The 17461-nt window shown below is 68.4% G+C and carries 12 protein-coding genes, 1 tRNA gene and 1 pseudogene; 10 read left to right on the top strand and 4 right to left on the bottom strand.

What is annotated here, in order from left to right; translation table 11 throughout:
• Window positions 1–15: 15 nt before the first annotated feature.
• From VGC13_RS03410 to VGC13_RS03385, 6 genes are all read left to right on the top strand, one after another.
• A complete protein-coding gene (locus VGC13_RS03410; RefSeq protein ID WP_331123798.1) occupies window positions 16–1149 on the top strand; it encodes a DUF4384 domain-containing protein in 1134 nt (377 codons plus the stop codon).
• Between the two features lie 426 nt (window positions 1150–1575).
• Entirely contained in the window at window positions 1576–1929 is a 354-nt protein-coding gene (locus tag VGC13_RS03405) for a YrdB family protein (protein WP_331123797.1), read from the top strand.
• A gap of 322 nt (window positions 1930–2251) precedes the next feature.
• The gene (locus VGC13_RS03400) at window positions 2252–4135 is read left to right on the top strand and encodes a CocE/NonD family hydrolase (protein WP_331123796.1); all 1884 of its coding nucleotides are present in this window, start codon (window positions 2252–2254) and stop codon (window positions 4133–4135) included.
• A 277-nt stretch (window positions 4136–4412) separates the two neighbouring features.
• Entirely contained in the window at window positions 4413–5711 is a 1299-nt protein-coding gene (locus tag VGC13_RS03395) for a hypothetical protein (protein WP_331123795.1), read from the top strand.
• Window positions 5712–6018: 307 nt separating this feature from the next.
• The gene (locus VGC13_RS03390; protein ID WP_331123794.1) at window positions 6019–7239 is read left to right on the top strand and encodes a S8 family peptidase; all 1221 of its coding nucleotides are present in this window, start codon (window positions 6019–6021) and stop codon (window positions 7237–7239) included.
• Between the two features lie 86 nt (window positions 7240–7325).
• Window positions 7326–7398, top strand: a tRNA-Lys gene (locus tag VGC13_RS03385).
• Between the two features lie 526 nt (window positions 7399–7924).
• Here VGC13_RS03385 and VGC13_RS03380 read toward each other — a convergent pair.
• The 3 genes and pseudogenes from VGC13_RS03380 to VGC13_RS03370 all read right to left on the bottom strand — a co-directional run bounded on the left by VGC13_RS03380 (window position 7925) and on the right by VGC13_RS03370 (window position 9916).
• Window positions 7925–9181, bottom strand: coding sequence for an RNA polymerase sigma factor (locus tag VGC13_RS03380; RefSeq protein WP_331123793.1), 1257 nt, complete (start codon window positions 9179–9181; stop codon window positions 7925–7927).
• Window positions 9181–9543, bottom strand: coding sequence for a YciI family protein (locus VGC13_RS03375; protein WP_331123792.1), 363 nt, complete (start codon window positions 9541–9543; stop codon window positions 9181–9183). Before VGC13_RS03375 ends, VGC13_RS03380 begins: the two co-directional genes overlap by 1 nt.
• Window positions 9544–9553: 10 nt before the next feature.
• Window positions 9554–9916: pseudogene (locus tag VGC13_RS03370) on the bottom strand (YciI family protein).
• A 613-nt stretch (window positions 9917–10529) separates the two neighbouring features.
• Between VGC13_RS03370 and VGC13_RS03365 the strand changes: the two are divergent.
• The 3 genes from VGC13_RS03365 to VGC13_RS03355 all read left to right on the top strand — a co-directional run bounded on the left by VGC13_RS03365 (window position 10530) and on the right by VGC13_RS03355 (window position 15479).
• Window positions 10530–13385 carry a CHAT domain-containing protein gene (locus VGC13_RS03365; protein ID WP_331123790.1) on the top strand — a complete coding sequence of 952 codons (2856 nt, stop codon included), beginning with the start codon at window positions 10530–10532 and terminating at the stop codon, window positions 13383–13385.
• Window positions 13386–13576: 191 nt separating this feature from the next.
• Entirely contained in the window at window positions 13577–14353 is a 777-nt protein-coding gene (locus tag VGC13_RS03360) for a hypothetical protein (RefSeq protein WP_331123789.1), read from the top strand.
• 88 nt (window positions 14354–14441) lie between these two features.
• Entirely contained in the window at window positions 14442–15479 is a 1038-nt protein-coding gene (locus tag VGC13_RS03355) for a trypsin-like serine peptidase (protein WP_331123788.1), read from the top strand.
• A gap of 94 nt (window positions 15480–15573) precedes the next feature.
• On the opposite strand, the gene wrbA is transcribed toward VGC13_RS03355, so the two are convergent.
• Window positions 15574–16173 carry an NAD(P)H:quinone oxidoreductase gene (gene wrbA / locus VGC13_RS03350; RefSeq protein ID WP_331123787.1) on the bottom strand — a complete coding sequence of 200 codons (600 nt, stop codon included), beginning with the start codon at window positions 16171–16173 and terminating at the stop codon, window positions 15574–15576.
• Window positions 16174–16442: 269 nt separating this feature from the next.
• Between wrbA and VGC13_RS03345 the strand changes: the two genes are divergently transcribed.
• Complete coding sequence (locus tag VGC13_RS03345) at window positions 16443–17099, top strand: response regulator transcription factor (RefSeq protein WP_331123786.1); 657 nt, start codon at window positions 16443–16445, stop codon at window positions 17097–17099.
• Window positions 17100–17461 lie beyond the last annotated feature (362 nt).

Genomic DNA, 17461 nt, shown 5'->3' with positions numbered 1-17461 from the left:
CGCATGGGAGCGAACATGACCAGGACGATGCGGGGGGCGCTGCTGCTGGCCGCGGCGCTGGCGGGGCCGGCGGCGGCGCAGGACATTCCCGACGCCTCCGAGGGGTACGTGATGGTGACGGAGCCGCGCGCCTGGATGGGCGAGGGGACCCGCGGGATCGTCCGGGGCCGCGCGGTGCGGGTGGAGGGGCGGGCGTACCACGCTTCCGGGATCCGGCAGGTGTCCATCAACGGATCGCCGGTCACGGTGCGGCGCGACTCCACCGGCGCCACCCGCTTCTACGGACGGCTCAGCGCGGCCGAACTGGAGCGGGACGTGGAGATCGTGGCGTACCCGCGGGAGGGCGAGCCCATCGCCCGCATCCACGGTCCGGACGGCAGCGTGCGCTACGGCGCGCTCTCACAGGTGAAGCCGGCCGTGGCCCCGCTGGCGGGGGCGGAGGTCTCGTCCGCGCTGCAGGTGTCGCTGCAGGCGCTGCCCCCGGACGCGCGCCGGGCCGTGGCCGCGTCGTTCGGCGGCGTGCCGGGGGTGCGGGAGGCGGCGCCGGGAACGCAGGCGCACCTGGCGGTGGCGGGGAGCGGGGCGCAGTGGGTGGTGCTGGGGCGCGACGGCTCGGTGCGCCACCGCGTGGAGGCCCCCTCGCCGGCGGAGGGCGCGGCGGCCCTGCGCTACGTGCTGGAGCAGGAGCGCGGCGCCCTGCAGCTGGAGGCGCTCGCCCCGCCGCGCGAGACGTTCGGCGTGGAGCTTTCCGTGCCGGGCGGGGAGGCGCGGTTCCGCGTGGGGGAATGGATCCAGTTCCAGGCTCGCGTGGCCCGGCAGGGGTACTTTACGCTGGTGGACCTGGGAACGGACGGCACGATCAGCGTGCTGTACCCGCTGGACGGCGAGTCTCCGCAGCTGGCGCCGGACCGCCCGGCCACCATCCCCGACCCGGAGATCCGCGAGCCGCTGCAGGCGGCCGAGCCGTTCGGCCGCGGGGCGGTGCGCGCCTTCGTCACCCCGCGCCCGCTGGTGATCAGCCCCGCCGGCGGCGGCGGCATTCCCGCCGAGTCGGTCCTGCGTGCCCTGCGCGAAGCCACCACCGACCCGGCCACCGGCCGCGCGCTTCCCTGGGCCACGGCGCTGCTGGAGTACCACATCGTCCCCTGACGGGCTTCGCCCGGCGGGGAAGGGGAGGACGCGGAGCGGTTCGGCTCCGCGTCCTCCGCGTTCCGGGAATGCGCGTCCACCCGTACCATCCGCTCATACCGAATCCCGCAGTTCATTGTGCACCCAAACTTCTCCTGCCGTCTCATGGAAGGCACGGAGAGCACGGAGGAGAAACCTGTCCTCTTGTCTTCTCCGTGTCCTCGATGTGACGCCGAATCCGGGAAAACAACACCTTTATGCGTACAGAGGAACAGAGTCAGACAGAGGAAGCGCGAGCTGAGTTATCGGCTTGGTTCCTCTGTCTGACTCTGTTCCTCTGTACGATTATTCTTTTTCAGGATCTGGTCTGAGGATGAGACGGCCTGTGGGCGGCCTGTGGGGAATGCACAATCGGGCTGAGAATCTGGTATCATGTCACGGAATCCGTTGAACCTGGCCCTCCGGTTCGTGCTGGAGCTGTGCATGTGGTACGCGCTGGGGTGGTGGGGGTGGATGCAGGGTAGGGGCGTGGCGCGGTGGCTGTTCGCGCTTGCCCTTGCTCTCGCGGCGATGCTGCTCTGGGGCGTGTTCCGCGTTCCGAACGACGGTGGCGAGCCAAAGGTGGAGGTTACCGGACGGGTGCGGCTGCTGATCGAGACGGTGCTGTTCGCCGCCGCGGTCGCGGCGCTGGCGGGCGAGGGGCGCCGCACGCTCGCGGTCGTTTTCGCGGTGGTGACGGCGGCGCACTACGCGGCCTCCTACGACCGCGTGAACCGCCTTGCGCGCAACCAGCCGCACTGACGGCCTCGCTGCGGACGCACGGGTGTGGGGGATGCCGCACATGGCCGGGGCGCCGAGTCCGCGCAGGCGGACTTTGCGATTTTCCCGCGGCGAATTCATTCGCTCCCGCGGGCGGACGGCACGTCTCCGCCCTATTCCGCATTGCACATCCTTCGGCCGGCGGGGCCGACGACACCCGCCACGGCCCATCGCCCATCGACACCCGCGGGCGATACGCAACCAACGGGATGCTTGACAGCTCTCAGCGCACGAACGATGTTGCACCGTGTGCTGAAATTTCAGCATTCAATCCCGCCCATCCTCCTCCCCGGGAGCGTTTCCGATGCGACGCCTGATCGCCTTGCTGGCCCTCCTCATCCTCCCGATCCTCGCCGGCGTGGGCCCGGCGGCGGCGCAGGACGTGGACTCGCTGTGGGTGGCGGAGCGCTACACGAAGATCGACACGCTGATCCCCATGCGCGACGGGGTGCGGCTGTACACGGCCATCTACCTTCCCAAAGACCGCTCCACCCCGCGCCCCATCATCCTGCGGCGCACGCCGTACAGCGTGGGGCGCTACGGCAGCACGCGCTTCAACGAGGCGGGCGGCACCTGGGCGCAGTTCCAGCGGCTGGGCTACATCATGGTCATGCAGGACGTGCGCGGCCGGTACATGTCGGAAGGCACCTTCGACGACGCGCGCCCGCAGCGCACCGCGTACGCCGGCCCGCGCGACACCGACGAGAGCACCGACACCTGGGACACCATCGAGTGGCTGACGCGCAACCTGCCCGGCAACAACGGCAGGGTGGGGATGTACGGCGTGTCGTATCCCGGCTTCTACAGCGCCGTCGGCGCCATCAACGCGCACCCGGCGCTCAGGGTGACCTCGCCGCAGGCGCCGGTGGGGGACTGGTGGATGGGGGACGACTGGCGGCACAACGGGGCGCTGTTCCTGGCGCACACCTTTCACTTCCACAACGGGTTCGGGTTCCCGCGGCCCGCGCCCACCGCGGTGGGGCGGGGGGGATTCGACATCGGCACGCCGGACGGGTACCGCTTCTTCCTGGAACTGGGGCCGCTGCGCAACGTCAAGGCGCGCTTCTTTGGCGACAGCGTGGCATTCTGGGACTCGCTGGCCGCGCACCCGGACTACGACGGCTACTGGAAGCGCCGCGAGGTGGCGCCGCACCTGCGCCGCATGCCGCCCGCGGTGCTGACGGTGGGCGGATGGTTCGACGCGGAGGACGTGTACGGGCCCTTCGCCGTCTACCACGCCACGGAGCGGCAGAACCCCGGCATCGCCAACCACCTGGTGGTCGGGCCGTGGTCGCACGGGCAGTGGGGATCGGGGCCGGGCGACGTGCTGGGCGACATCCGCTTCGGCGAAAGCGGGCCGTTCTTTCGCGACAGCGTCTTTCTTCCCTTCTTTCGCCACCACCTGGAGGGCACGGCGGATCCGCGGCTGCCGGAGGCGTTCGCGTACGAGACGGGGACCAACGCCTGGCGCCGGTACGACGCCTGGCCGCCGCGCGGGGTGCAGCCGCGCGCGCTGTACCTGCGCGAGGGGGGCACGCTGGCGTGGGACGCGCCGGCCGCCGCGGGTGCGGACGCGCGCGACGAGTACGTGAGCGACCCCGCGCGCCCGGTGCCGCACATCGGCTGGATTGCGCCGGGGATGACGTACGAGTACATGACCGCCGACCAGCGCTTTGCCGCCACGCGCCCGGACGTGCTGGTCTACCAGACGCCGCCGCTCTCGGAGGATCTTACCCTCGCGGGGCCGATCGACGTGGCGCTGCACGTGTCGACGTCGGGGACGGACAGCGACTGGATCGTCAAGGTGATCGACGTGCATCCCGACAGCGCGTCGGATCCCGATCCCAATCCCGCCAACGTGCGGATGGGCGGATACCAGCAGCTCATCCGCGGCGAGCCGTTCCGCGGGCGCTACCGCAACAGCCGCGAGCACCCGGAGCCGTTCGTGCCCGATCAGCCGGCGCGCGTGGAGTTTTCGATGCCGGACGTGCACCACACCTTTCGCCGCGGGCACCGCGTCATGATCCAGGTGCAGAGCTCGTGGTTCCCGCTGGTGGACCGCAATCCGCAGACGTTCGTCGACATCTTTCGCGCCACGGAGGCAGACTTCGTAAAGGCGACGCAGCGGGTCTACCGTTCGGCGCGGATGCCGTCGCACGTCATCTTTCGCGTGCTGCCGGCCTCGTGACAGGGAATAGGGAACAGGGAATAGGGAATAGCGGGCAACGGCGGCCGGAGGCCGCTACTGGCCAAGTTCCGTGAGCAAGGGTCTGCGCGGCAGGGGGGGGAACTCACACGGAGTCAACGGAGTCAGCGGAGTTTTCTCGTGCTGGCTCCGGTGGCTCCGTGCGAGGGGCTCGCGGAGGAATCGAACAAGAGCCTTCCGCAAGAAACGTCAGGCGGTAGATTGTGCCGGGACGCCGTTCCGATCCTTCCCGATCCATCCTTTCGATCTTTTTCATCCCATGCCGATCAAGACGCTCGCCGCGCTGGCCGCCCTGCTGGCCGCCGCGCCGCTCGCCGCACAGACGCCCATCGCCCCCGGCCAGACCGTCACCGGAACGCTGGAGGAGGGCGACGCGCAGACGGAGGACGGCGCGCTGTACGACGCGTACGTCATCCGCGGCCGGCCCGGGGACCGGGTGGTGGTGCGCATGCGCTCCGCGGACTTCGACACCTACCTGCACTGGGGCCGGGAGCGCGGCGGCGGGTGGATGGACGAGGAGGAGAACGACGACGCGGGCGAGGGCACCGACTCGCGGCTCGTGCTGCGGCTGGGCGGGGACGGCGAGTACGAACTGCGCGCCGCCGCGTTCGAGGAGGACGAAGAAGGGGAGTACGAGCTGCAGGTGACGTCGATCGCCGGCGAGGTCCAGGCGTCGCGCCTGCGCATGGGCCAGTCGGTGCGGGGCGAGCTCGGCGACGGTGACTATGAGGGTGAGGCCGGGCTGGAAGACCACTACCGGATCGAAGGCGCGCCCGGGTCCCAGATCACCGTCTACGCCGAGTCCGACGACTTCGACACGTACCTGGAGTTCGGCACGTGGGGCGGTGGCGAGCTGGACATGACGTCCGACGACGACGACGGGGGACAGGGCACCAACTCCGAGATGGTGGCCGAGTTCGGCGACGACGGCGTGCACCACGTGGTGGTCCGCTCGTTTTCCGGCGACGAAGCCGGCGCCTACACCCTGCGCGTGGTGGAAGGCGCCGTCTCGGACGAGTGGGACGACGATGGGGATGACGGCGACGACGAGGACTACGATGAGGAGGATCACGATCACGACGAAGACATCGACGAAGACATCGACGTGGACGTAGATGTCGATGTGAGCGTGCATGCCGACGATTACGAGGGCGACGTGATGATGGCGGATACGATGATGGGTACGCCGGAAGATTTCAGCGGGATGGGCTGGACCATTCTGCGGATCGAGGAAGGCCAGACGGTGGAGGGGATGCTGGACATCGAAGACCGGCGTACCGGCGAGGGCGACCGCTACGAGGATTTCGTCTACGAAGCGCGCGAAGGGGAGCGGCTGACCATCCTTGCCTCGTCCGAAGAGATCGACACGTACGTCTTCATCGGCAGGGGGCCCGACGCGGAGATGGAGGCGCTGGGAGAGGACGACGACAGCGGCCCCGGCACCGACTCCGAGCTCAACTTCACCGTGCCCGAGAGCGGCGAGTACGTGATCCGCATCGCCGCGGCCATCCCGGGCCAGACGGGCGCGTACAGGCTTCTCGTGCAGTCCTCGCGCTGAATCGACCATCGGCGGTGGCTTTGACGCAGGCGTAAAGACATCTGGCACGCAGCGGAAGCAGGGAAGGGCGAAACCACTCCGCCTCCCCTGCTTCCACTGCGTGCCAATGATCTTTTTCCGGGGGATGATGCGCTCCCCAAGATCCATCCCGTAGCAGAATTTCGGTCCGCCGGTGAAGGTGACACACGCAACTCTTGTTCGGCAACGGCGGGGCCATTATCCTTGCGCTCCTGGCCGTCCGGCCGGGATCTCGGGCCATCCTTCCGGGCCTGGCGAAAACCTCCACCCTCACAGGAGGCCCCACCCCATGGCACGCCTGCTTCTGCTGGTTCCCCTGCTCGCGCTGGCCGCATGCGGCGACGTGGTGCAGACGACCGCTCCCGACGGTTCCGCCCGCGCGTCCATCGGCGCCGCCGGTGCCGCCGGCTACATCGTGGTGATGAAGGAAGACGCCGGCGCCTCGCCCGCGGTGGCCCGCGGACGCGCGGAGCGGGCCGCGGCGGCCGTGGGGGCGCGGGCGTCGCGCGTCTTTGGAAGCGTGCTGCAGGGCTTTGCGGCCCAGCTGACCCCCGCCCAGCTGGCGATGCTGCGCAACCGGCCCGACGTGGCGTACGTGGAGCCCGACGCGCCGGTGCGCCTGTTCACCACGCAGACCCTGGTGTACTCGTGGGGGCTGGACCGCGTCGACGACGCCAACCTGCCCCTGGACGGCACCTTTACCTACACGAACACTGGTGCGGGCGTCACGGCGTACGTGCTGGACACCGGCATCAACCTGAACCACCTGGACGTGGTGGGCCGCGCCGGATACATCCCCAACGGCGGCAACGGCGACTTCGTGGGTGATTCGCACGGCAGCGCGGCCGACTGCCACGGCCACGGCAGCCACGTGGCGGGCACCCTGGGCGGCACGTACTCGGGCGTGGCCAAGGGCGTGACCCTCCTGGCCGGCCGCGTGGCCAACTGCGTCGGCGGCGGCACCGCGTCCATGGCCATCGCGGGGATGGACTGGATTCGCAACAACGGCCTGAAGCCGGCGGTGGTGAACATGAGCCTGGGCTACGGCAACCTGGCCTCGGTGCGTACGGCCGCGACCAGCCTGGTGGCGGCGGGCTTTACCGTGGTGGCCGCCGCGGGCAACGGCGACTACGCCGGCACCCCCATCGACGCCTGCACCGAGTCGCCCGCCGGCGCGCCCAACGTCATCACGGTGGGAAGCACCACGAACACCGACACCGAGTCGTCGTTCTCCAACTACGGCTCGTGCGTCGACATCCTGGCGCCGGGGTCCAGCATCACCTCGTCCGACTACGCGATCACCAACGGGCTGACGAGCAAGTCGGGAACGTCGATGGCCACGCCGCACGTGGCGGGCGTGGCCGCGCAGTACCTGCAGACCCATACCGCCGCGTCGCCCGGGGCGGTGTGGAAAGCCATCTTCGTGAACGCCGTTACCGGCACCATCACCCTGCACCGCCGCAGCATCTACTACGGCACCCCCAACCGGTTCCTGTTCACCGACTGGTAGCCGGCCGCCGATTCGATGCGCCGAACGCCGATTGCGCCGCACGGTTGAGCGGCGGCCCGCGCGCCGCTATATTGGCGGCGTCGTGCGGGCTGGTAGCTCAGCTGGTAGAGCACTCGGCTTTTAACCGAATGGTCGTGGGTTCGAGTCCCACCCGGCCCATCGCAGATCCCCGGGCCGTCGCGAAAGCGGCGGCCCGGGGATTTTTCGTTGGATGGATTCGAGCTTCTGCGTGGAACCAATCTTTTGCCGAATCCGGACAAAACCTGTCATTCTGAGGGAGGCGCCACACAGGCCTCTCCTTTCGCTCGAGAGCGTGGCGCCGACCGAAGAATCTTTATCTGGGCGGCAGGATCCTTCCGCCACGCCGGGGTTCCCGGGCGATGCCCGGGAGGGGGTTCCGCGCGAGGGGAGGGAGATTCTTCGGTCGCGCCAAACGGCTCCGCGGTTCTCCCGAAAGCCTGGGATGGGCGCTCCCTCAGACTCAGAATGACAGGTGTTTCCGCGGATATGGGATGGGGGATGGTACCGGATTCGGCGAAACTATCCTGGGCGATGCCCGGGAAGAGGCTCCGCGCGAGGGGAAGGAGATTCTTCGGTCGCGCCAGCGGGCCTCGCGGTTTTCCCGGACGTCCGGAGCGGGCGCTTCCTCAGAATGACCGGTGTATCCCCCGGATTTCGTACAAAATCAATCCCCCAACTCTTCGATCCGGCGCTGCAGGAAGCGGCGCTCGGATTCCTGTCGCGCAAGGGCGAGGGCGCGCGCGTAACTGGCACGGGCATCCGAAATCATCCCCAGCCGGCGGCAGAGGTCGGCGCGGGCGGAGTGCGCCAGGTGGTAGTCTTCCAGCTCGCCGCGCGCGAACAGGTGGTCGATCAGGTCCAGCCCGGCGGCGGGACCATCGCGCATGGCGACCGCGGCGGCGCGGTTCAGCTCCACCACGGGTGAGGGCTCGGCGCGCAGGAGCACGTCGTACAGCCCCACGATCTGCGCCCAGTCTGTCGCCGCGGCGGTGGGCGCCTCGGCGTGCACCGCGGCGATGGCCGCCTGCAGCGCGTACGGGCCAAAGCGGCGCGACCGCAGCGCCCGCTCCACCAACGCGCATCCCTCCGCGATCTGCTCGCGGTTCCACAGCGCGCGGTCCTGGTCCGCCAGCAGCACCAGCTCACCGTCCGCGGATGTGCGCGCGCCGCGCCGGGCGTCGTGCAGCAGCATCAGAGCAAGCAGCCCCTCCGCCTCGGGCTCCGGCAGCAGCTCCGCGATCAGCCGAGCGAGGCGGATCGCCTCGGCCGAGAGGTCGGCGCGGGTGAGCGACGGCCCGGCGGACGCGGAGTATCCCTCGTTGAACACCAGGTAGACCACGTGCAGCACGGCATCCAGCCGCTCTGGCAGGTCCCCGCGCGACGGCACCTCGTACGGAATGCGCGCGTCGCGGATCTTGCTCTTCGCGCGCACGATCCGCTGCGCCACGGTGGACGGCGCCGTCAGAAAGGCACGCGCGATCTCCTCCGTCGTCAGCCCGCAGACCTCGCGCAGCGTAAGCGCGATCCGGGCGTCCGCGGAGAGGGCGGGGTGGCAGCAGGTAAAGACCAGCCGCAGCCGGTCGTCTTCCACGCCCTCGTCGTCCTGCTCCGTGGCGCCAGGATCTGTGTGATCGAGATGATGAGCGAGCTGCGCCAGCCGCGCGTCGAAGCGGGCGCGGCGGCGCAGGGTGTCGATCGCCTTGAAGCGCCCGGTGGAAACCAGCCAGGCGCGGGGATTGGCGGGAACGCCGTCGCGCGGCCAGCGCTCCACGGCCGCGGCGAACGCGTCGTGCAGCGCCTCCTCCGCCGCGTCGAAGTCGCCCAGCAGTCGGATGAGGGTGGCGAGAACGCGGCGCGACTCGGCGCGGTAGACGGCCTCCACCGCCTTCCGCGCCGCGCCGGCCGCATCCCCGCCGCCCATCAAGCCGGCTGCTCCGCGAAGTCCACCACCGGCCGCACCTCGATGCTTCCGGTGCGGGCCGACGGGATCTTCGCGGCCAGCCGGACGGCTTCGTCCAGGTCACGCGCCTCGACCACGTAAAAGCCGCCCAGGTGTTCCTTGGTTTCCGCGAACGGCCCGTCCGTCACCGACAGCGTTCCGTTGCGGATGCGAACCGTGGTCGCCGCCGCCACCGGGTGCAGCGCCTCGCTCGCGACCAGGTGGCCGCCGGCCTCGATCTCCTGGCCGGCCGCCATGCACTCGGCCATCCAGGCGTCGGCCTCGTCCGCGGGCATGGCGTCCCAGTCCCGCTCCTGGTCGTAGATCAGGCAGAGGTATTTCATCCCAGCCGCCCTACTCCGGCATCTCGCCGAAGTCGACCACCGGCCGCACCTCGATGCTGCCGGTGTGGGCGGACGGGATCTTCGCGGCCACCTAGATGGCCTCGTTCAGGTCCCGCGCCTCGATAAGGTAGAAGCCGCCCAGCTGCTCCTTGGTTTCCGCGAAGGGCCCGTCGGTGGTGGACATGCGCCCGTTGCGGATGCGCACCGTGGTCGCCGTCGCCACGGGTTGCAGCGCCTCGCCCGCGATGTACTGGCCGCTCGCGCGGATGCCGTCGGTGAAGGCGTAGTACTCGCCCATGAACGCGTCCTGCTCGGCCTGCGGCATGGCGTTCATCACGTTCTCGGCGTCGTAGATCAGGCACAGGTACTTCATGGTGTTCTCCCTTGAATCGGGTGATCGACTGCCGTGGACGCACATGGTCGTTCGGGGATGACGCCAATCGACCGATGGACGCTCTGGACGATTGCGGTGCCGCAAAGGACGAGTGGATAGGTGTCGCGGATGTAGGTGTGTACGCTGTCCAGATAATCGCCCGCCATAGAAAGGCTGTCAAATCGAGGCATGGATCTCGGTGACGCTCTCTGGATCCAGCCGCCATGCCCCCTGTCCGGCTCTCCAAGATTGGCTCGTTGGGCTCTACATGACACGGATTGCTTGTTTTCGCTTCACCACCGCTGCAGCTTGCGGGAGCAGATCATCTCCTGTTTCGCTGCTCCCCGCCGGCACCTCCCACCGCCCCATGTCCCTTCCTAATCCCCGCGCCGCGCGTGTGGCCGTGGCCCTCGTGGTCTTTGGCGTTCTGTCGGGCATAGCCTTCGCTGTGCGCGGCGGCCCTCCTGGGCTGCTTGCAGAGCTTACCCGCGAAACCCGAAACCAGGGTGTCTCGGGAATGCGTCTGAGTATCGTCTCCAAATTTCGTGCGTGTGGCGACGAGCCGGGCGATGCAACGTGCGGGGTGGGAACGCGCATGCCCTCACGTCGTGAGTTGGCGCTCATCCGCCGCGTCACCGAAGCCGCCCGGTCCGGCGTCGACCCCGAAGCGCTGCACGTCGCCGCACTGGCGATGATGCTTTATCCCACGTCCGGGGGAAATCACCTGGACCAGTCCATCTCATACCTGCAGTCCGCGTCGCGGCTGTCGGAACGCCCTGCCCAGATCCTTGCGGACCTTGCCGCCGCGCACCTGATGCGCGCCCGGGCGACCGGCTCCCCGCGGAGTCTGTACGAAGCGCTCGAGGCCGCGGACCGGGCGCTGGAACTGGAGCCTACCCTCGCGCCCGCCCGGTTCAACGCGGCGGCGGCGCTGGACAGAATGGGAGCCGCGGAGCAGGCCAGGGAAGCGTGGTCGCGATACCTGGCGGTGGATTCCACCTCCGGCTGGGCCAACGAGGCCCGGCGGCGTCGGGCACGGACCACGATCCCCCGGCCGCGCCCCGTGCCCGCCCGCACGGCCGATCGCGCGGAACTGGAGGCGTACGCCGCGGCGGCACCATCCGGCGCGCGGGAGTTCGGATGGGACGACCTGCTGCGCGAGTGGGGCGCCGCGGTTATTACCGGGGACTCGGCCACGGCTCGCAAGCGGCTGGAGCAGGCGGAGGTGCTGGGCGCAGCCTTGGTGCGTCGCCGTGGGGATGCGACTCTGGCGGACGCGGTGGCCTCCATTCGCGTGTACGCCGGCGGTCGCGCCGGGCTACGGGGGCGGGCGCAAGCTCATGTGGATCTCGCTGAGGGCCGCAGGGCAATGGTTGCAACCAACTACAGAGTTGCTTGCCCACTCCTTCACCGGGCGTTTCGAGACGACGCCCCTGCATCGCTGCGCGAGTGGGCACAGGCGTTCCTCGGCTTCTGCTCGATGTTCTCGCCGAATACCACCACGATGGATCTTGTCCGGGTGGCGGCGGAGTCCGACAGCCTACGGTATCCGGCTGCAGCGGGGCGCAAGTGGATGGCACTCGCTAGCGCCCGTTACCGAGGCGGCCGGTACGAAGAGGCACTGGCCGCGTACGGCCGGGCCAACCGCCTGTTCCAGCGCGCAGGCGAACGCGAAAACGCCGCCACCGCCCGGATGAACATGGGCTATACCCAATCCCTACTCGGCCAAGCCGACGCGGGCTACGCGCACCTCCATGAGGCGCTGGGCGTGCTGCGTGAGTATCCTGGCCTTCTGGGGTTGTGGAACGGGCTGTACGCCCTGAGGAACATGCTGCTTGCCGACGGCCTTCCACGCGCCGCCATGCACGTGCAGGACGAGGCGGTTGCCATGAGCAGCCGAATCCCGCCTTCGCTGGAGGCAGAAACCCGCTTGGCGCGGGCGCGGCTGCACCTGTCGGCGGGCCGGCGCGGCATCGATGCGGACCTTGGAAGGGCGGTGGCCATCATGAGCGGGGTGGACAAGCAGTACATGGAAGGATGGCTGCGCGCCGATCTGCAGCTTACCCAGGCCGAAGCTTGGCTATCCACCCGTCCGGCGCTTGCTACAGAAAAGTTGGATTCGGTGGTGGAGTACTTCGAAGGCAATGCGCCACGGCAGCTGCCCGCGCTCTTCTCTCGTGCGCAGGCGCGGCTCGCGCTGGGGCTGCAAGACTCGGCAGGGGCAGACCTGCGCCGGGCGGCTACCGTTCTGGACGGCCAACGGGCGCACGTGAGCAGCGCCCAGTTGCGTGCGTCGCTGCTGGAGCAATCGCGAGGTGTTTTTGACCAAGCGGTGATGCTTAGCCTGCGCGCGGGCCGGCCCGAAGAGGCGCTCGACTATGTGGAGCGCAGCCGGTCTTCTTTCTCTGCCGTGGGGCGTGCGGCCGATTGGTCCTCCCGGCCGCTCCGCGCCCCTCGGGGTCAGGTGGCGGTGGAGTTCGCGCTCGTGGGCGACACGCTGCTGGCCTGGACGCTGTGGGACGGGGGGTTGCAGCTCACCCGTCGCACGGTGCGCCGCGTAGAATTGGTCCGCACGGCGGAACGGGTGCGCTCCGCCTTGGAACTGCGTGCCCCGGTGGAGGTCGCGCTTCCCGCGCTCCAGTCACTGTTTGACGAGTTGATCCGGCCGCTGCGTCCCCGTTTGGGCGCCGCGGGAACCCCCCTGACTATCGTGGCGGACGGCGAGTTGGCGGGACTGCCCATAGCCGCCCTTCACGACCGGGAGCGGGGGCGGTATCTGGTGGAGGATCACCCACTGCGCTTCGCTAGCAGCCTGCGCGATCCCGCAGGGCTGCCAGCGGTTCTTGCCAAGATCCCGTTGACTTTGATGGCGGCCCCCACGTTCGACCGTCGGATATTTCCGGAACTGCAGCCGCTGCCGGGTGCCTCTGCGGAGGTCCAGTCAATTGCGCGGCAGCACTTGGGCGCGCGGGTGCTGGACGGGGCAACCGCGGACGCGGCGACAATTCGTGCAGCCTTTCGGCGGGGAGGCATCGCGCACTTCGCGGGACACGCCGTGTTCGACGACGCACGACCGGAGCGCTCCTTCCTCGTCGCAGCACCCGGCAGTGCCCCAGGCGCATCCGCCCGACTGACGGCGGCGGAGATCGAGGGAATGGAATTGCACGGCCTGCGGCTCGTGGTGCTTTCGGCGTGCCAGACGTCCCGCGCGCAGGCCGGCCGTTCCGGCGGGTTTGCGGGGCTGGCGGGAGCTTTCTTGGCGGCGGGCGCGGGGGGCGTGGTCGGAAGCCTTTGGCGCGTAGACGACGGCTTCACACGCGAACTGATGGAGAACTTCTACGCCGCCTACCTTACATCCGCCGACGCTGCGGGGGCGTTGCGACAAGCCCAGTTGCATATGCTGCGCTCCGATGACCCCACATTCCGCTCACCGGCGGCTTGGGCTGGGTTTCGGTACGCAGGCGGCTGAGGGATCGAACTCGAGAGAATCTTACCGCTCGCGCACTGCGCTGATTTCATGGGTCTGCCGGATCTCCCGGTATAGACCAGATCAGCCAAACGGGCACATTGTGCCAAAAAACGAAGGGGGGTCAAATGTCATTCGATCTGAGAATCCGTTTTACCGGGCTCATGATGTGGGTCCCTGAGGACCAGACAGCCATGCACGTGCTGATGCCGAAAATGACCGGCCACGGACACGAGGGGCACGGGGAGATGCCAGAGCACTTCGCGCGTCTGGTCTACGACGTCGCGTATGAGCAACCGGGGGCGACGCAGCTCTCCCGGGAGTACCAGATGGTGGACCTGACCGGCTCCGTGTTCGATCTCGACCAGATCACATCGTTGGAAGGATTCGATCCGAGCCTGACGAGCGAACTGGCCGACATGTCAGTGGTGGCAGACCCGGTGGATCCCGCGTTGGTGCGGGCGATGCCTGACGAGCGTCTGAGCGCGCGAGTGACCCTGCACTGCGGCGTGCTGACAGACTACAGGCTCGGCGCACCGTACAACTTCGAGAGCAGCGACAGACCGCAGCGGATTACGCCGGCAACGGAGTGGACGATCCGTCGCGTCGCGAGCCGGGACAGCGGGGAACCCGCGGGATCTCTTCCGCGCTTGGTGGTGAGCGGGCCTAACGGGGAAAATCCCCTCCCCGAACTGCACCCGATCGGGCAGACCATCCACCTCGAAGTGTTCCACGCCGTGGCCGCGTTCCTTCCGCCACACGACGACGAGCGCTTCAACCCGGAGGATGACGAGGGCGCGACCGACAGCCACTTTATTGCCTATTACGCTCTGAGCCCGGCGCGCGGCAACAATCCCCGGCTACCAAAGGCCAGTACAGGCTGGTCCGTAACGGTTCGCGATCGGGTGGAGAAAGGGGGCATAGAGGCCCCAGGCTCAGTCTGCGGGCAAACGCGCGGCACCTTGGGATAGCGAGCTTCGCGGACAATAGCCAGGGGTTCATACCGGGGCAGGAACGCGCCCCCCGCAGACCGGACACATTTCACCAGCGGAGCGCACCATGAAGTATCCCCAGCAGCTTGACAAGGAGCAGCGGAGAATGGCTGAGTCGCGCCAGGAGCAGCGCCGAGACGCCATTCGGCTGATCCTGAAAGGGGAGGTGCTGAAAGTGGAGCGGGATCGCGCCCGCCTCGCACGTGTCATTGCGGACCGGGTGAACGTCGCCCCTGACGTTGCCGCCGCTATTGCGGAGGGCGCGCCCCTGAAGACGCTCCGCCTTACACCGACGAAAGAGGAGGCCGTGCGAAGCATTATAGAAGTGGATCACTCAGTTCCAATGACCTTTGCCGATAAGGCGCGGGAAATATCGAGGGCGGTGGGACGTTTGACGACGCGCAATGGCCGCGCAATGGGATCGTGTTTCATGATCTCCCCCCGCCTGCTCGCGACGGCCGGTCACGCATTGCCCAATCGTGAAACCGTAGCCCTCCGCAAAGTCGAGTTCAATTTCGAGCAGAAGAGTTCTTCGCCGAATACACGGGCCCGCTTTACGCTCAATCCCGATACCTTCTTCCTCTCCAAGGACGAGATGGGATTGGACTGCACGATCATCGCCCTCGGGGAGAAGATCGATGCCGCGACTTTTACACCCAGATACTGCCCGCTCAGCGCCCGGGACGACAAGCACGCGTTGGGTTTTTTCGGCAACCTTATCCACCACCCGGGAGCCAAGGCCAAGCAGTTCGTGCTGCGTGAGAATCGGCTCATCGACCGCCCCGACGAACCGGCGCCCAACGGTGCCGGTGGGGTAGACCGTCCTGAACTGCTGGCGTACCGGGGGCAGACAGACCCGGGTTCGTCCGGCGCCCCGGTGTTCAATGACGTATGGAACGTAGTGGCACTTCATTTCTGGGGAGGGACCCTGCCGCCCCTACATCTGGGAGATGGGGTCACGGTACAGGACACCGTGGGCCACGGCATCCGGATCAGCGCGATCGTCAGCCGGCTCCAGCAACTGCGACCGGGGCTCACGCCGCAGCGGCAGGGGCTGCTCGATGAAGCGGTTCCGCTGGTGACCGGCGCTCCGGGAACGGACTGACGCTGGGAGTGGAAACCCCAGTAGAGAATTGAGGGACACGCCGGTAGCCGGCGTGTCCCTCCGTCGTTGTGTACGAGCAGGTGGAGAATGCGCCTCAGCCCGCGATCTTGCCGGCGAACTCGACCAGGCGGCGGGCCTGGTGGCGGATGGAGGCCTTGGATTCTTCGCTGAGGGGCGCTCCGGCGGCGCTGACGGTGGTGCCGTACGGGTTGCCGCCGGATGCGTAGATCACCGGGTCGGTGTAGCCCGGCGCCACGATGATGGCGCCCCAGTGCATCATGGTGGTGTACAGGCCGATGAGCGTGGTCTCCTGGCCGCCGTGCGGGTTCTGCGCGCTGGTCATGGCGCTCGCCGCCTTGTTGGCCAGCTTGCCCTGCGCCCACAGCGGCCCCAGCGTGTCGATGAAGGCGCGCAGCTGGCTGGCCGAGACGCCGTAGCGGGTGGGCGCGCTGAACAGGTACGCGTTGGCCCACTCCATGTCGGCGTGCGTGACCTCGGGAACGCTGGCGGTGCGCTCGGCCTGGGCGCGCCACGCGTCCTGCCCGTTCACTACGCCCTCGGGCGCGGTCTCGGGCACCTTCAGCAACCGCACCTCGGCGCCGGCCTCGCGCGCGGCCTCGGCGGCCGTCTCGGCCATCGCGTGGTTGGTTCCGTAGGTGCTGTAGTAGATGATGGCCAGCCTGACGTTGCTCATGCTCTCCGCTCCGGACGCTGACGTTCGCGGGCAAGCCGGCGGTTCCGGGCGCCCGCGTGAGGATGAAAAACCGGGCGGGGGAGGGAGCACACATCGTACCGGGAGCGTCGCACTGGCGGATTGCGGGGGATGGGGACACGCGGACCCGGCGCCGGGGCGCGCGTGTGGGGAAATTCCCGTCAGGAGTGATCTCGATCTCCCGACGCACCGGTCCCCACGCGGTGTTATCATGATGCGTACGAACATCATGCACACCGGAGACGACGCTCATGTCCGCCAAGATCCGCATTCTGCTGGCCGATGACCACCCCGTGCTGCGCAGCGGCCTGGAAGCGCTGCTGTCGCTGGAAGACGACGTGCTGGTGGTGGGGCACGCCTCCACGGGCGAAGAGGCGGTGGAGAAGAGCAGCCTGCTGCGCCCGGACGTGGTGGTGATGGACCTGGCCATGCCGGTGATGGACGGGCTCGAGGCCACGCGCCGCATCATGGCGCTGGACCTGGGCGCGCGGGTGCTGGTGCTGACCTCGCAGACGGAGGAGGAGTTCCTGCTGCCGGTGCTGGAGGCGGGCGCCAGCGGGTTCGTGCGCAAGACCAGCGCGGACGTGGACCTGATCACCGCCATCCGCACGGTGGCCGGCGGCGAGGTGTTCCTGTATCCCAGCGCCACGCGGGTGCTGCTGAAGCAGTACAAGCAGTCGCGCGAGCCGCAGGCCGAGGGGCCGCTTGAAAAGCTGAGCGAGCGCGAGCGCGAGGTGCTGGCGCTGACGGCCGAGGGCTACAGCTCGGCGGAGATCGGCAAGAAGCTGTTCCTTTCGCCCAAGACGGTGGACACCTACCGCGCGCGGATGATGCAGAAGCTTGGCCTTACCCACCGCGCCGAGCTGGTGCACCTGGCCCTGCAGACGGGGATGCTGAAGCCGGCCTGATTCGCGTACGGCAAAAGAATAAGGCCTGACAGGGAATAGGTAATAGGTAATAGGGAATAGCCAGCAACGGCGGCTCGTGCCGCAACTGCAGGCCCAGGTTCCGGGAACAAGGGTCTGCGCAGCAGGTGGGGAACTCACACAGAGACGCGGAGGCGCAGAGAGAACGACTTCTCTCCGCGCCTCCGTGTTTCTTCATCTACCTACCCACCCAGCTGTGTCATCCTCGCTTATTCACCACGGCGGAAGCATTGCTCTTTCAGCGGGATCTCAAGACGGCGCAAAGGATTGTGCTGGCTTCCCGGATGATTTATCGCAAGGGCCCCCTACCCCCAGCTTGACGCTGCGGCGCCGCACATCTCCGC

This window comes from Longimicrobium sp., assembly GCF_036399255.1.
Classification (GTDB): Bacteria; Gemmatimonadota; Gemmatimonadetes; order Longimicrobiales; family Longimicrobiaceae; genus Longimicrobium.
The sequence above is the reverse complement of the archived record's forward strand: the minus strand, read 5'-3'. Positions and strand labels throughout refer to the sequence as shown.

Bases quoted from the DNA above. Each gene is read 5' to 3' on its own strand.
- VGC13_RS03400 (WP_331123796.1), top strand. From the start codon at position 2,252: ATGCGACGCCTGATCGCCTTGCTGGCCCTCCTCATCCTCCCGATCCTC.
- VGC13_RS03395 (WP_331123795.1), top strand. From the start codon at position 4,413: ATGCCGATCAAGACGCTCGCCGCGCTGGCCGCCCTGCTGGCCGCCGCG.
- VGC13_RS03410 (WP_331123798.1), top strand. From the start codon at position 16: ATGACCAGGACGATGCGGGGGGCGCTGCTGCTGGCCGCGGCGCTGGCG.
- VGC13_RS03380 (WP_331123793.1), bottom strand. From the start codon at position 9,181: ATGGGCGGCGGGGATGCGGCCGGCGCGGCGCGGAAGGCGGTGGAGGCC.
- VGC13_RS03375 (WP_331123792.1), bottom strand. From the start codon at position 9,543: ATGAAATACCTCTGCCTGATCTACGACCAGGAGCGGGACTGGGACGCC.
- VGC13_RS03360 (WP_331123789.1), top strand. From the start codon at position 13,577: ATGCACGTGCTGATGCCGAAAATGACCGGCCACGGACACGAGGGGCAC.
- VGC13_RS03390 (WP_331123794.1), top strand. From the start codon at position 6,019: ATGGCACGCCTGCTTCTGCTGGTTCCCCTGCTCGCGCTGGCCGCATGC.
- VGC13_RS03355 (WP_331123788.1), top strand. From the start codon at position 14,442: ATGAAGTATCCCCAGCAGCTTGACAAGGAGCAGCGGAGAATGGCTGAG.
- VGC13_RS03345 (WP_331123786.1), top strand. From the start codon at position 16,443: ATGTCCGCCAAGATCCGCATTCTGCTGGCCGATGACCACCCCGTGCTG.
- wrbA (WP_331123787.1), bottom strand. From the start codon at position 16,173: ATGAGCAACGTCAGGCTGGCCATCATCTACTACAGCACCTACGGAACC.